General features: G+C 58.9%; 10 protein-coding genes. 6 read left to right on the top strand and 4 right to left on the bottom strand.

Features of this window, described 5'->3' with window-relative positions; genetic code table 11:
- The first annotated feature begins 26 nt into the window (after window positions 1-26).
- The 4 genes from Enr8_RS23220 to Enr8_RS23235 all read left to right on the top strand — a co-directional run bounded on the left by Enr8_RS23220 (window position 27) and on the right by Enr8_RS23235 (window position 4,114).
- Window positions 27-1,265, top strand: coding sequence for a hypothetical protein (locus tag Enr8_RS23220; RefSeq protein WP_146436340.1), 1,239 nt, complete (start codon window positions 27-29; stop codon window positions 1,263-1,265).
- 267 nt (window positions 1,266-1,532) lie between these two features.
- A complete protein-coding gene (locus tag Enr8_RS23225; RefSeq protein WP_146436342.1) occupies window positions 1,533-2,258 on the top strand; it encodes a hypothetical protein in 726 nt (241 codons plus the stop codon).
- A gap of 188 nt (window positions 2,259-2,446) precedes the next feature.
- On the top strand, window positions 2,447-3,538 hold the full coding sequence (ychF, locus tag Enr8_RS23230) for a redox-regulated ATPase YchF (RefSeq protein ID WP_146436344.1): 1,092 nt from the start codon (window positions 2,447-2,449) through the stop codon (window positions 3,536-3,538).
- Window positions 3,539-3,556: 18 nt separating this feature from the next.
- A complete protein-coding gene (locus tag Enr8_RS23235; protein WP_146436346.1) occupies window positions 3,557-4,114 on the top strand; it encodes a hypothetical protein in 558 nt (185 codons plus the stop codon).
- 19 nt (window positions 4,115-4,133) lie between these two features.
- Here Enr8_RS23235 and Enr8_RS23240 read toward each other — a convergent pair whose 3' ends face one another.
- The 3 genes from Enr8_RS23240 to Enr8_RS23250 form a co-directional block, all read right to left on the bottom strand.
- The gene (locus Enr8_RS23240; RefSeq protein WP_146436348.1) at window positions 4,134-6,566 is read right to left on the bottom strand and encodes a transglutaminase TgpA family protein; all 2,433 of its coding nucleotides are present in this window, start codon (window positions 6,564-6,566) and stop codon (window positions 4,134-4,136) included.
- A complete protein-coding gene (locus Enr8_RS23245) occupies window positions 6,563-7,747 on the bottom strand; it encodes a DUF58 domain-containing protein (protein WP_186767827.1) in 1,185 nt (394 codons plus the stop codon). Before Enr8_RS23245 ends, Enr8_RS23240 begins: the two co-directional genes overlap by 4 nt.
- Before the next feature lie 93 nt (window positions 7,748-7,840).
- Window positions 7,841-8,782, bottom strand: coding sequence for an AAA family ATPase (locus Enr8_RS23250; RefSeq protein WP_146436352.1), 942 nt, complete (start codon window positions 8,780-8,782; stop codon window positions 7,841-7,843).
- Between the two features lie 441 nt (window positions 8,783-9,223).
- Here Enr8_RS23250 and Enr8_RS23255 point away from each other — a divergent pair, with 441 nt between their 5' ends.
- Window positions 9,224-10,342, top strand: coding sequence for a GNAT family N-acetyltransferase (locus Enr8_RS23255; RefSeq protein WP_146436354.1), 1,119 nt, complete (start codon window positions 9,224-9,226; stop codon window positions 10,340-10,342).
- Window positions 10,343-10,352: 10 nt separating this feature from the next.
- Here Enr8_RS23255 and Enr8_RS23260 read toward each other — a convergent pair whose 3' ends face one another.
- Window positions 10,353-13,298: a tetratricopeptide repeat protein gene (locus tag Enr8_RS23260; protein WP_186767828.1), complete on the bottom strand. Its 2,946-nt coding sequence runs from the start codon at window positions 13,296-13,298 to the stop codon at window positions 10,353-10,355.
- A gap of 376 nt (window positions 13,299-13,674) precedes the next feature.
- On the opposite strand from Enr8_RS23260, the gene Enr8_RS23265 reads away from it, so the two are divergent.
- On the top strand, window positions 13,675-13,911 hold the full coding sequence (locus tag Enr8_RS23265; RefSeq protein ID WP_146436359.1) for a hypothetical protein: 237 nt from the start codon (window positions 13,675-13,677) through the stop codon (window positions 13,909-13,911).
- The last annotated feature ends 1 nt before the right edge of the window (window position 13,912 follow it).

A 13,912-nucleotide genomic window follows, 5' to 3' on the forward strand; every position in this document is an offset into this window, starting at 1 on the left:
GTTTACCTTTGTGCAGGGGGGAAACCATGAAATCGGCGCTGGTCTCGCTGCTGGTTCTGATCGCATTGCCGACGTTTGCGATCGGCGCCGAGGAGGTTGTGCCGGCCGCTGAACAATCGCCGGCGGTGGAGAAGCATGACGAGATCTACTCCTCGCCGACGCATGTTCTTTCGCAATACTTTGGGCGGCGACGATCGGGTCTGCTGACCAGCGGCATGGAGAATGTCGTCGGCGTGACGGCGACCGGGCTGTCGCCGCTGATGGTGTTGTCGGTGACGGGGCCGGTCGTTTACTTCATGACCGAGTCGGACCAGCGGGGCGAGCTGTTCTTCTTTTACCAGCCGTGGTTTTGGATCATCACCGGCATCTGCAGTTTGATCGTGTTGTTCAAGGACACGATCCTGACGTTCGCCAGTTATTTGAAGACGCCGCTGAACATCTTGGGGGCGGTCTTCAATTTCGTCGGCTTTTTGTTTGGGCTGCGGCTGATCATCTATTTGTTGGGCGCCGACTTGGGGACCGATCCGACGCTGACGGAGAAGCTGCTGACGTACCTGACGATTGTGGTGATGCTGGGGTTTTATGCGGCGATCTGGATCTTCGGCAACCTGGTCGAAGTGATCATTTTGCTGTCGCCGTTTCCGCTGGTCGATACGGCGCTGCGGTGCTTGCGAATTGGCGTGGTGCTGGTGATGTACCTCTTGTGCTGGATTCACCCGGCGCTGGGCCTGATGTTTGCGTTGCCGATTTTGATCATCGCCGCGCTGACGATGAACCGTTCGCTGCAAGCGCTGAAGCTGAGCGTGCGGATCATGTGGGACCTGGTGGCGTGGCGCCGCTATCCGCTGACTCTGGAAACGACGAGGCTGTCGGCGTTCACCATGATCAGCTTGCCGCGGACGCCGTGGTTTACGCTGGGGCAGTTGATCAAGAAAGAGAATGGCTGGCACTTTTGCTATCGGCGGTTTTTGCTTGGGCCGCGGGTCGACACGCTGGTCGAGCTGGGCGACTTGCAGATTGCCAAAGGAACGCTGGCGTCTTTGGCGGCGCGGAAGACCGAAAGCGGCTCGCAGGTGATTTTGCGGTTCCCGCCGGGGTATCGCGGCCAGGAGGAGACGCTCGCGGAGATTTTGGGAGGGGAGACGGTCGATTGGTCGGCGCTGACGAAAATTCGGGATATGTGGAAGAATCGGCGCTGGCCGTTTTTTGGCCGCGCGGTAAAGGCAAAAGTTGAGAATTGCGATGAACCGCAACCGAGTTCCTGACGATAAATAGCGTTATGATTTCAACACAAAAGAAGGGGTTCGCCCTTTCTTTAGGGCCGTCGCGTTCCTGCCCCACGCGACGGCCTTTTTCTATTTCTTGGCCTAGAAAACGGCCGCCAGCTGCTAGCCCCGGCCGGGTGGAAAACTTTGCCGGTTATGCGGATTTTCTCGATTAGCGGAAGAGTAACGCCGATAGAGAGGGTTAACGGACGTTACTCCGTGGGCCTGTGCCTGCTCCCCCGCCGTCAGCCAAGAGGAATTTCGCCGATGCGACTTTCAGCCATCCTCGCCGTCATCACGATGGCGATCATCCTAGGTTCCGCCCAAACCGGCGCCGCCCAGCACTACCATCAGGCGCCCTGCAGCGACTGCGGTTCGAGCTGCGGAAGCCCCTGTGCGCCAACTTGCGGCAAGGCCAACTGCTCGCCGTTCAAGCTTTGCCTGCCGATCATTCCGCCGAAGGTGATCTTGAGCTACCTGCGTAAGAAAGCGACCTGCGGCTCGGGCTGCAGTGATGAAACCTACTGGGGCGAATGGTGGAGCGATCCGCCGAAGTGCGACCCGTGCGACTGCCACGGCAACTACATCGGCCCGAACCCGCACAAGATCTGCCATCCCGGCATCCTGGGCGTCCGCTACGGCAACCGCTGTTGCGAGTGCGGCCAGGCTTCGTGCGGCTGCGGCTCGAGCTGCGGCGGCGATTGCGGCCCGGATTGCGGCTGTGGGAATGCTCATGGCGCCCACATCAGCCATGGCGTTCCGACTTACGCCGGCCCGCAAGAAGGGGACATTATCTATGAAGGGTCGCAGACGACGATGAGCAGCCAAGGCGGCGGTCACGTCTACACGCAGCCGAGCAGCCGTTCGGTGCGGACCTATGCCGAGCCGACCTACACGACGCAGAGCTACCCGACCTCGATGTCGAACTCAACGTCGACCCGCAGCGCCACGCCGACCCGCAGCCCCCGCAACCTGGGACGCGGCTCGTACTAGTCGCCCCTCGCTCGCGGCCAATCAGCCAAGTCAAAGCGTCGATCGCCCAGCGATCGACGCTTTTTCCGTTTCCCGCCGCGGATCGGTTCGCCCAGCTTCGGCAGCACCGCTTACCGGTGGGGCGTTTTCGGGTAAAATCAACGGCTTGGCGCAACAATCACACTCCCTCAGATAGAAGTCAGTTAGCTATGGAAGCTGGAATCGTCGGTCTCCCCAATGTCGGCAAATCGACGCTGTTCAACGCCTTGACCGCGGCAGGCATCGCCAGTGAGAACTACCCGTTCTGCACGATCGAGCCGAACGTCGGCATCGTTCCGGTGCCTGACCCCCGCCTGGAGACGATCCAGCAGTTCATCAAGACGCAAAAGGTGATTCCGGCGGTGCTGCAGCTGGTCGACATCGCCGGCATCGTTAAGGGGGCGTCCGAAGGGGAAGGCCTGGGTAACAAGTTCCTGTCGCACATCCGCGAGGTCGACGCAATCGTGCATGTGGTTCGCTGCTTTGACGATGGCGACGTCATCCATGTCGACGGCTCGGTCGATCCGATTCGGGACATCGAAACGATCGACACCGAGCTGATGCTGGCCGACCTGCAAACGGTCGAATCGTCGAAAGAACGCGCCGCCAAGGGCGCCCGGTCGGGCGACAAAGAAGCCAAGGCCCGGATCGAGCTGTTGTCGGAATGCTACGAAGTTCTGGCGGCCGGCAAACCGATTCGCTCGATGTCGATCACTGATCCGGAAGTCGCCAAGCGAATTCGCGGACTCGGTTTGATCACCGCCAAGAAGGTGTTGTACCTCGCCAACGTCGACGAAGACAACCTAGCAGGCGAAGGGGATCTGGTCGCCAAAGTGCGGGCTCGCGCTGAAGAAGAAGGGGGCGAAGTCGTCCCAGTTTGTGCCCGGCTCGAAGCGGAATTGTCTGAACTGGACGAAGCCGACCGCAATGAGATGCTGGAAAGCGTTGGCCTGACCGAACCGGCTCTGCACGCGTTCGCCCGGGCGGCGTACAAGCTGCTGGGCCTGCAAAGCTACTTTACCGCCGGCGAGAAGGAAGTGCGGGCCTGGACGATTCCGATTGGCGCCACCGCCCCGCAAGCGGCCGGAGTGATTCACACGGACTTCGAACGCGGCTTCATCCGCTGCGAAACCTACTCGGTCGCCGACCTGGAGCAGTGCCACTCCGAGAAAGCGATTCGCGACGCCGGCAAATTACGCGTCGAAGGCAAGGCGTACATCATGCAGGATGGGGACGTTTGCCACTTCTTGTTTAACGTGTAGCTCGCAACTGGAAGCGTCATGCCGATTCCCGAGCGATTTCGCCTTCCGAAGCCGACGCCGCAACAGCTGGCGGAATTGGGTGAGCTTTGCGACCAGATCGAAGATGCATTGGAATCAGGGGATGACGCCTCTTCGCTACTTGCGCGTTGGCACGCGCGGACAAGTCGAAAATGCGAAACGCATGAGTTCACCAACTATTGGAAGACAACCGACAAGGAACAGTTTGTCCTTAGCGCTTGGGTTCCAGAACCGCTGCTAGTGGAAGACCTGACCTATCGCGAAGCGGCTGACGTCATCGAAGTCTTAACGACCACCGGATTTGACGAAGAACATCAATCTGAATATTACGTGTCGTGGCTCGAGACGCAGTTTCCCAACGCTAATATCTGCGACTTGGTCTTCTGGCCCGACATCTGGTTTGGCGACGCTTCCCTATTTCGCGACGAGAATGGCGCCTTCAAGCCGGACTTGCAACTATCGTGCGACCAAATCTTGGCCTACGCCATGGAAAAATCAGGGCGTAAGCTTGAGGATCGTCCGCGCGACGTGTCGCTGCCGTTGCCCCACCCCACGTAATGCGAATGCGCTGGTTCGGTTAGAACCGTGGGGCTCGATCAATCTGATCAAGCTCCGTCTGCAAGATCAGCATCCGCTCGTCGATCCCGGCCAGCGCCTCTTCGCTGAGCATAGCGCCGCCGAAGCGGACGCGGTAGTACGTTTCGACGATGGGCGCGATGGCGTCCATGGCGACCGGCGTCAGACGCTCGCGGAGGGAGTCGACGAACTCATGCGGCGTTTGCCCTGGCTTGCGTCGCATGCCTCGCTTCGCTAGGCGGCGTTCCAACTGTAAGTAGAACGTGACGCCATGCCGATTGAAGTGCAACTGCCGGCGAACCCAACGCCAGAATGGGACGCCAAACCGCCGCACGAGGAAGCGGCCTAAATGGTAGATGCCGAAACCGGCGATCGTGCAGAAGATCGTCAGCAGGCTCATGTACCAACTAAACCATTCCCCTTCGATATCGACGCCGATCTTGGCCGCCTGGTCTTTCACCCACTGTCGCCACTCTTCGTAGTTGAACCAACCGCCCAGCGGCCGCCAAATGCGATCGGTAAACGGCTTGTAGATCGCGTTCTCTTGGCGTTCCGAATTCATCTCGACCACGTAATCGCGCCACATCAGTTCGAGATAATCGAACCAATCGAGCGTCTTGCTAAGCAGGCCATCGTCTTCTTCGTAGACCGCGTCGGTCTCGCCGCTGGGCGTCGGATCGAGTCGCAACCACGCGCCGACCGGATAGTTATCGCGAAGCGACTCCGGCAGATCTTCGTGTTTGATGTAGGCCTCGACCCACGCGTGTGCGTGCATTTGCTTGACGGCGAAGTAGCCGCCGACCGAGTTGTACTCGCCCCCTTTGTATCCCACGACGATCCGCGAAGGGATCTGTTGGTACCGCAGCATCAGCGCTAAGGCGCCGGCGTAATACTCGCAATGTCCTGAGCGGTGATTGACGACGAAGTCCTCCAAGGGATCAAGATTCGGATCGCGGACGCGCGGATCGATTTCGAGCGTGTAGCTAAACTCCCCCTCGTCGGTAAAAAATCGCTCCAACGTCTCGGCGATCTCAAGATCATTTTTGGGATCAATCTTGGCGTCGGCGATCACCTGACGAGTCGTCTGCTGCAACTGTCCGAAGGCGAAGACCTCGATGTCGTCCAGCGTGTTCAAGTACTCTCGAGTGCGGTAATCGAGCTTGTTCTTGTCCTTCCCGCGACTTACGACCGCCAGCAAGCGATTCTCCATTTCCGCGGGTCGCCAGGGAATCAGCACGTTGTATTGCGACGGTTTGGCGCCCAGAACGTCGGGCGTGGCGTACGACAGGAACCCGGCCATCCGGTCGTCGATGATTTCGCTGGAAGTCAGCCGATCGCGATAAGCCGGATAGACGCTGAACAACAGATGCCCATGCGCCGTTTGCACCAACCGCGTCCGCGGATTCAAGACGACGACTTGCCGCACCATCTCTTGTCCCGGAGGAGGAGTCGGCAACTCGATGGCCCCCTCGTCATCGGGCGAATAGGTCGTAATCCAGCTCGAGGTCTGGATTTGATATCGATTGAGAACCGTTCCGCGGAAATAGGGCTCAATCGGCGACTCGCGCGGTGCGTCGGTCACGGGACTGCGAAACGCGACCCGCATCACCATTTCGTCGCTCTGCATGATGCGGCCCATGCGATCGAACGAAATCTGATCTTTAAAACCGGTCTCACGCAGGCCGCCCGCAAATCGGCCGCCCCACTGGTCGCGACTGGGCCGCGGAAACGCGTAAAAGACGACGACGGTCGCGATCAACGTAACGAATCCCAAGCGGCAGACCTGCACGAACATCTGCCAACTCGAAAAGACGGTCGCCAGGTTCTTCGGCAACCGCGATTGCAGCACGACCGCTTCGCCCCCTTCTTCACCATTGTCGACCAACTCGTCTCGCCCGCCAAACAAGGCAAAGACCGGGCGATTGTCGATCGCATCGTGCTCGGCTTTCAAAACGGGATCGACGCGGACCGTTTCGCGATAGATGAAGAACAAACTGAGCGTCGTCAGCGCGGCGAACATATACGCGACCAGCATAAAGCCAAACGAGACGTTCAGATTTAGCGCCGCGGCGACCACCACCTGCAGAAGGCTCAAAACGCACAGATGCCAATAGACCCGCGTCGACTTCCGCTGGAACAGCAGCACAATCTGCAGATAGATCAGCAACTTGGCGATTGCCTGCAGTTTTTGGGTACTGTCGCCGGGCCAGAAGTCGGAGATCGAGAACGCGACCGCCAACAAGGCGGCGATGTTGGCGAGATTGCGGTTCAAGCTGAACCATCGCTGAATGTCGGTCACGTAAACCGAAATGAACGCCGCCGCCACCGCCGCAATCGGCAATGCAGCGTCATCCGTCTCACCCCCGCCCAGCAACATCGCACCCAGCGCCGCCAAAACCGCAACGCTGATCTGCAGTAGCCGTTCGACCTTCATGACGACTCCTTCTCAGCGTTAATTTGGGCGCCGTCGATGAATAGGTTTTCTAACTCACCCCGAGCGTCCGATAGGTACATAACCCGTCCGATCTCGGACCGCACCGTGTGGTCGTTCCAGACCTGCTGGAACGTGTTGGTGTCGGAAAGCTCCAGCTTGCGTGAGCTGAGGATCACCACCTTGCCGGTTCGCCCGACGCGCAGCGCTTCCAGCAGCGCCCGATCAATGGCGTCATGCGTCGCCGGCGTCACTTCGGCCAGCATGGTCATCGCTTCGTGCACGAACGCCTGCGAAACCGAACCATGGAGATTTTTTGATTTGGCGCCGGCGCAGGCCAAGTACATTTGACAGCCTCCGACCGCCGAGAGATCGGCGACGACCGAAGCGGCCATGCTGACGATTCGCTCGACGCTCGCTTCTTCTGCCGCCGTCGAGCGGGGCGATACCCAGGCGTCAACAATGATCGTCACATCCTGTTCGCTCTGCTTTTCAAACTGACGCACCACCAGCTGATTGCGTTTGGCCGTCGTGCGCCAGTGGATCCATTGTTTGGGATCGCCGGTTCGCCATTCTCGCAAACCGTAGAAGTCTCCTTCATGCATGCCGTGCGTGCGGCGACTGGCGGCATAGCCGGAGCGATCGTCTTGGATCATTCGCCGCCAGATTGGGGTCAAACGACCGATTCGCGGGTAGACGACCAGATCATCGGTATCGCCCAACCGCAACGTGTTGCGAATCAGCCCAAGCGGAAAGGCGGTCGATACTTCCAGCGGGCCCAAGCGATATCGCCCACGATGTTGAACGCGGGCCCGATAGGTCGACGTTTCCGGCGTACTGTTCCGGACGCGGGCGAAGAAAACCTCCACATCGCGGGTTTCGCCAATCTTGGGACCATCGACCGCTTCGATGACGTCGCAAGCGACGACGGCATAGACCGAACCGCGTCCCGAATTTTCGACGCACAGCTCAATCAATAACGGATCGCCGGCGCAAACCGAATGAGAAAGTTTGCGAGAGAACTTCAGTCGACGTAGCGACCCCTGGACGACGCGCCAGTTGTACAACAAAGGGCCGACCATCATGCAGGCCAGGACCATCAACAACTGAAAGTTGCGGATCATGGCGCCGATCACGATGAACGTCATCACGAGGAGATAGTAGGTCCCCTCGCGAGTAATCATGGAGCCCTGTCTGCTCCAGAACGACATCCGGATCTCCTTTAGCGCCTGAACAACGGCTGGGGAAAATGAACGTCCGACGGATCGATCGTCCGCTTAGGTCGGCACGGCGACTTCATCCACGATCCGACCGACGATCGTCTCAACCGCTTCTCGCTGTCCGGCGTGAAGATAACCTTTGGGAATCACCCGGTGCGCCAAAACCGAAACGGCCAGTTGCTTGACGTCGTCAGGCACGACGAAGTCGCGGCCTTCGATCATCGCAAAACTTTGAGCCGCGCGATACAAGCTGATCGCGGCCCGAGTACTGGCGCCCACTTGCAAGTCGTCAGTATCTCGCGTCGCTTCAATAATGTCGAGCAAATATTCATGAACCGAGTCGTTCATGTCGATTTCGCGAACGGCATCCTGCAATTGCTTGATCTGTTCGCAGAGGAGCACCGGGGAAAGTTCGGCCACCGGTTCGCCGCGACGGTGCGTTTCCAGAATCTGACGCTCGGCCGTTCGATCGGGGTAGCCCATCGAGATCCGCATCAGAAATCGGTCGAGTTGGCTTTCCGGCAGCGGGTAGGTCCCCTCAAACTCAAACGGGTTTTGCGTCGCGATCACCATAAATGGGGTCGGCAGATCGTGCGTCACGCCGTCGACCGAGACCTGGTTGTCGCTCATCGCTTCCAGCAAGGCGCTCTGCGTACGGGGCGACGTTCGGTTGATTTCGTCGGCGATCACAATGTTGGCGAAGATCGGACCGCGATGGAAAACGAATTCGTGCGTCTTGTTGTTGAATACGTTCGACCCAACGATATCGCTCGGCAGCAGGTCAGGCGTAAACTGCAACCGGCAGAATTCGCCATCCAAACTGCGAGCCAACGCTTTTCCGACCAACGTTTTTCCGACGCCCGGCACATCTTCCAGCAGCAGATGTTCGCCCGCCAGCAACGTGATTAAACACTTTCGAACAACTTCTGACTTTCCCAGAACAACGCGAGAGATGCTTGTTTCTAGTTCCGCGACGAGACTCGTTAACTCCGCCGGCATTCAGGGCTCCTTCTCGGGCCGTGGTGATCGTCAATGCAAATCAAGTTGGGGGTATGACCGCAGTCTTGGTTGCATTATATCCAGATTTACTTTGTGCGCAACGATCCGGCTACGGTAAAACCATAGGGTGTCGCGGGTTGCCGCTTCACCTACCGGACGGGTGGACAATTGAACCTTACTCCCCCAATTCGTGGATGTGACACTTTCGCCGGCTGCGAAGGCGTCCGTGACCGGGTGGCGTTCGGACAACGCATCACGGAACGTTGTTTCGTTTTTACGACACGAAATCGAGCCCGCGGCGCCGCTGAAAATTGACGTAATGTCTCTCCGCAGGCCAAGTTTGAGAGATTCCCTCCGTAAGTCTTCGCTCCCCTGGCCCAGAAATTGCCTTCTACCAAGAGGAATGCTCCACCCTCCATCTCCTTACTCAACACCCTAACCATGACCGATGTTATCGAAGTCAACGATATTAGCGAACTTGTCGCCTACTCGGCGGTATGGAAGACGCTATTTAACCGCATGCCGCGGGCAACGTTCTTCCAGACGCTGCCGTGGCTGCTCGCTTATTGGAAGAATTTCGGGGGCCAGCAACGTCTGCGCGTGCTGATCACCTACGCCAGCGGCGAACCGATCGGCATTTTGCCCCTGATCGTGCGGGACGAGCGAACCCGTCTCGGCTCTTTTCGAGTTTTGACCTATCCACTGGCCGACTGGGGTTCGTTTTACGGGCCGATCGGGCCTGACGGAGCTGCGACGTTGGCAATTGGCCTGCGATATATCGCCCAAAGCCCGCGCGACTGGGACTTGCTCGATCTGCGCTGGATCGAAATGGACGCGGTCGACCGAGGCCGGACCGCCAACGCTTTTCGGCTGGCCGGCATGACGCCGCTGATTACGCCGTGGAAAGAAGTATCTATGGTCGATCTCCCCGACTCTTGGGAAGACTATCTGAAGACGCGCAAAACAAAATTTCGTCAGAACGTACGAAGATTGATGCGGCGCGGCGAACTCTCCGGCATTACCTTCCATCGCTACCGCCCTGCCCCTTCGCCCGCTGGCTCGATGGACGAAAGCTGGGCTTTGCTGGATGAATGCATCGATCTTGCCGCCCGCAGTTGGCAGGGCGCCTCTCAAACCGGCACGACCCTTTCTCACCAAGGAGTCCGCGACTATTTCCATGACTCGCACGAAGCGGCGACGCGGTTGGGAATGTTGGATATCGGCTATCTAAGGCAGGCCGACCGCATGGTCGCCTTTGGCTACAAGTACCATCATCAAGGAGAAGTCCAGGCGATGCGCGTGGGCCACGATCCAGAACTTCAAACCGAAGGCCTGGGGACGCTGCAATATGCTCATGGCCTTCGCGACAGTATCGAAGTTGGCGACCGCCGTTTTGATTTCGGCCCCAACCATCTCGAGGTGAAGGCGAACTGGCGCACCAGTTTGGCGACCAGTTATCGCGTCTGCTACCACTCCCAATGGATGTTGCGGGCCCAGGCGCTGCGTTGGCATCGCTGGTTGAAATTTCGCCGCAATCCGACGCCGGAGTCGATCGCGTAGCGGATATTTGCTACGGCAGGTCTTCGTCGATCGGCACAATGCCGGTGTCGATCAACATCATATCGGCCCAGAAGAACGGATGACTCGCTTTCGCGGGCGGCTTCAACTCTCCTAGAACTCGCACGCGCGGTTCGTGAGCGATATCTAGCGGCGAGTCGCGGATCTCGGCGATCGCCTCTTGCCAGGCCTGACTCGCCGGCATCCCTTCGATTCGGGCGCCAATACCAGCGGTCATCCGAATCGCCGCATCGCCAGCGCTATGCCAACGGCTGAGCGCCAACGTCTGCGTTCCGCCAGAGAAAGTCCCCATCACGGCGGAGAAGATTTCGTCGCCGTTTCCGCCCCGCTTCAGGCTCTCTTCGGCAGCGGTGTGAAAACCGGGCAGATAAACCGCTTGCGGCGTCGCCAGCGGCAGTGGGAACCAACTCCCCAACTCACTGCCTGGCTTTCCTTTGTCGATCTGGGCCAGCGACCAGCCATAGGGCAGGTTCTCAATGTCTTCCATATCGTCCATCACCACCAGGTTGTCCCACGTCTTGCCGAGCAAGCTAGTCGGGCCGGGCGTTTTCTTATCGAGCCGGGCCGAGTTTGCAAACGCCGGCGACAACTGCTGGTAGTAATAGTCGGTCGTTTCCGGCTCGTCGCGAACGTAGAGCCGCCCGGAAACGATCGCCGACAACAACGGGCGGCGTCGCTGGTTGACTTCCGGAACCGAGAGCGACGCCAACGGAGCGTAGCGAATTCGGATCTTCTCGGTCAGCGCGATTGATCCGCCAGCTCCATCTTCCATGTGCAACATTTCAAACGGCACATACCACAGCGGTCCGTCCGGCACGATCACCAGTTCTTCGTAGTCGTCGAAGAACGTCGGTTTGAGCGTCGGCATCAACGTGGTTAACAACTTGGCCGAGTTCGCCTTCCAAGCGTCGTCTTCCAGCGTATCGACATCGATCGGGCCATCCTTCTTCAGCAGCCCCAGCGAGCGAAACAACTCGACCGTCTCTTTTTTCAAGGCGGCGGGATTCTCAACTTTCCAGTAGACGTAATCTTGCTTGGTGAACAAGAAGGCGAAGACGCCCCCGGACGAATTGAAGAAAGCGAGCACGACCTGCTTCTCGGGCAGACGCTCACGCAGTTCTTTGGTCGTCATCAGCGGCGGGAAGAGGAACGAGCTGCGATCGCGGCGCAGGGCGACTTCTCCTAGCTTGGTCTCCATCACCGAGGTCGTTTGGGCCAACTCTTGCAGCAGCTTCTCTTGATCGAAGAACTGATCTTTATCGACCGCCTGCGCCGGCAACTGCTTTAGCGCTTTCTGAATCTCCGCCGCGCGATCGAGCGAAGTCTTGAGGATCGGATACTTGGTCAGCAAGTCTTGTCGCTGCAGTCGAGCGTCCGTCGACAAGCTGGTCTCGGGCGAGTTGAGAATCCACCGCAGCGCCATTTCTCGGCCCCCCAGCGGCAACGTCGCGAAATAGCGTATGCGGCGAATGCGATCGGCGATCTCCAGCGCCAGCTCCGGCTGTTTGCGCTCCAGCGCCGAATAGAACCAACGCTCCAGGGCGACTCCGTTGGGATTGAGCTGGTAGGTGATCGTATCGAGCGGATCGGTCGCCCAGTCCGAGTCGGTCGGTTCCCGCAGCAGATTGTCGTACAACAGCTGGGCGCTGCGTTCGGTCAGGGCGCCGGCGGCGAACCATTCGTTGGTCAGAATCGTTTGAAAGATTCGGGGCGACGCGTTCCGCTGAATCGCGACCGCATCACGCAGCGCAGCACTGCCGGCGATCAAGTTACCCCGCTGATATTCCATCAGGGCGAGCTGATAAGCGTACCGGGCGCCGAGGCGGCCTTTGCTGATGTCGTTGCGGGTCATCGCGCGACGCGCTTCGTTGAGGGCCGCACCCGCTTTAACCACATCGCCATTGGACGAATAATGTTCGGCTAGTGCGATCATGACCGACGCCTTGAGGACGTCATACTTGCCGAAGTTTCGCCAAGCGGCCGCGGTGACCAATTGCTTGGAAATGAACTTCGGCTTGCTGACCAACTGCACGCTCCCCAGTTCGACGAACGCCTCGGCGGCGACGTCGTATTGGTCAAAGGCGATCGCGGGAAAGGTCGCCTCGGTGAAGTAGGTCTCGGCCGCTTCCAGATTCTTTTGCTCGAGCGCCAGACGGCCCAGCTCGATCAGCCCGATCGCCGTCAGCGGGTGGTCATACTGTCCGCCGATCGTCAAATTCCGCTGAATGGCTGGAATCGCTTCCTGAAGTTTCCCGGCGGTCGCGTAAGCCAAGCCCAACTGCATCTCGACAAAGACGCCAAGCCAGTGATTCGGCGGGGCGGATCGCCGCTGTAGCGCCGTGATCAGGTTCTTATTCAGCGGATCGCTTTCGCCCATCGGCCCCAACAGTTGTCGCCGGCGACTGATCGCTAGCGCCAGACAGCGGGCGATCTCGGTCACCCGGACCGGATGGTATTGCTGCGCCATCAAGGTCCCCCCTTGATTGACGACCCGTTTATTCTCCGCGGCGCTATTCCCTTGCAGCGAGAGCATCGTGTCCGGGAACTTGCCGATCGCCGTCGTTCGCGCGGACGGTCCCCAGGTGATCGACGCGCGGCGATCGTTCGTCACCGGGCCGATCGCCAAGACCGTGTCGGTGCTGATCCGCATCAGCCAGTCAGAGTGTTGAATGTAAAGCAGAACCGCGGCGTTGTATTGTTCTAGCGCCTTGGCGTTGGCGCCCATCTGGTAATAGCACTCTCCCTTCATCGTCGCATAGCAGATTGAGTCGACCCACCGACCATTGGCCGTTACCAGCGCCGTCGACGCCCCCCGGTCATAGAACTCCAGCGCTTGCGAATACTCGCCGGCATAGAGAGGACCGAGACCAAGGAAGAATGAGTTGTTTGGTTTCGAAGCGTCTCCGCGCTGTGCGCAGAGGGCGCCAGCTGGCGTCATGACAGCAAGAAATAAAACGAAAGCGGTCAGCCAACCGGATGCGTGCCGTGATGTCATGAAGAGAATTCCCGGTAGCTAGCATGAAGGGAGGAGCGTGCGCAAGTCATTGCATTATAAACGATTACCTATGCGCGACCCACAAAAATGCGGTAATTGAGGCCGAGCCGCCCTCAAATCTAGGGCGTGCCAGAGGGACAGCTGGGAAATTGGACCGGTTTTTCGGGTTAATCGGTTTAAGTATCCCCTCCCGTTCGGACGATACGGATAGTGGCGATTCTACCGAGAAGTCAGTGTGGACCCGCCTTCGAATGATTCACTACCGGGGTCACGACGATCCTGTTTCAACGGACCGCAATTCCAGCGGAGTATTCCCACAATGGTCAAACGACAAGCCTGGATGAAAGCCGCCTTGGTTGGCGGGATTGCGGTCATGGCCGCGGCCTCTACCGGTTGCCAGATCGACGTCGGCGGTCAAACCCTTCCGAGCCCGTACTACATGACGGACGACGTCCAATACTATCCGAAGGGTCCGGAATTTATCCTGCAGCGTGAATCGGATCAGATGAAGAAGACGCTGGCCGAACAAGCCGAACTGCAGGGCCAAGGCTACTAGT

Source organism: Blastopirellula retiformator, from assembly GCF_007859755.1.
Taxonomy (GTDB): Bacteria; Planctomycetota; Planctomycetia; order Pirellulales; family Pirellulaceae; genus Blastopirellula; species Blastopirellula retiformator.

Coding starts and splice junctions, on each gene's coding strand:
- Enr8_RS23220 (WP_146436340.1), top strand. CDS start 27: ATGAAATCGGCGCTGGTCTCGCTGCTGGTTCTGATCGCATTGCCGACG.
- Enr8_RS23225 (WP_146436342.1), top strand. CDS start 1,533: ATGCGACTTTCAGCCATCCTCGCCGTCATCACGATGGCGATCATCCTA.
- ychF (WP_146436344.1), top strand. CDS start 2,447: ATGGAAGCTGGAATCGTCGGTCTCCCCAATGTCGGCAAATCGACGCTG.
- Enr8_RS23235 (WP_146436346.1), top strand. CDS start 3,557: ATGCCGATTCCCGAGCGATTTCGCCTTCCGAAGCCGACGCCGCAACAG.
- Enr8_RS23240 (WP_146436348.1), bottom strand. CDS start 6,566: ATGAAGGTCGAACGGCTACTGCAGATCAGCGTTGCGGTTTTGGCGGCG.
- Enr8_RS23245 (WP_186767827.1), bottom strand. CDS start 7,747: ATGATTACTCGCGAGGGGACCTACTATCTCCTCGTGATGACGTTCATC.
- Enr8_RS23250 (WP_146436352.1), bottom strand. CDS start 8,782: ATGCCGGCGGAGTTAACGAGTCTCGTCGCGGAACTAGAAACAAGCATC.
- Enr8_RS23255 (WP_146436354.1), top strand. CDS start 9,224: ATGACCGATGTTATCGAAGTCAACGATATTAGCGAACTTGTCGCCTAC.
- Enr8_RS23260 (WP_186767828.1), bottom strand. CDS start 13,298: ATGACGCCAGCTGGCGCCCTCTGCGCACAGCGCGGAGACGCTTCGAAA.
- Enr8_RS23265 (WP_146436359.1), top strand. CDS start 13,675: ATGGTCAAACGACAAGCCTGGATGAAAGCCGCCTTGGTTGGCGGGATT.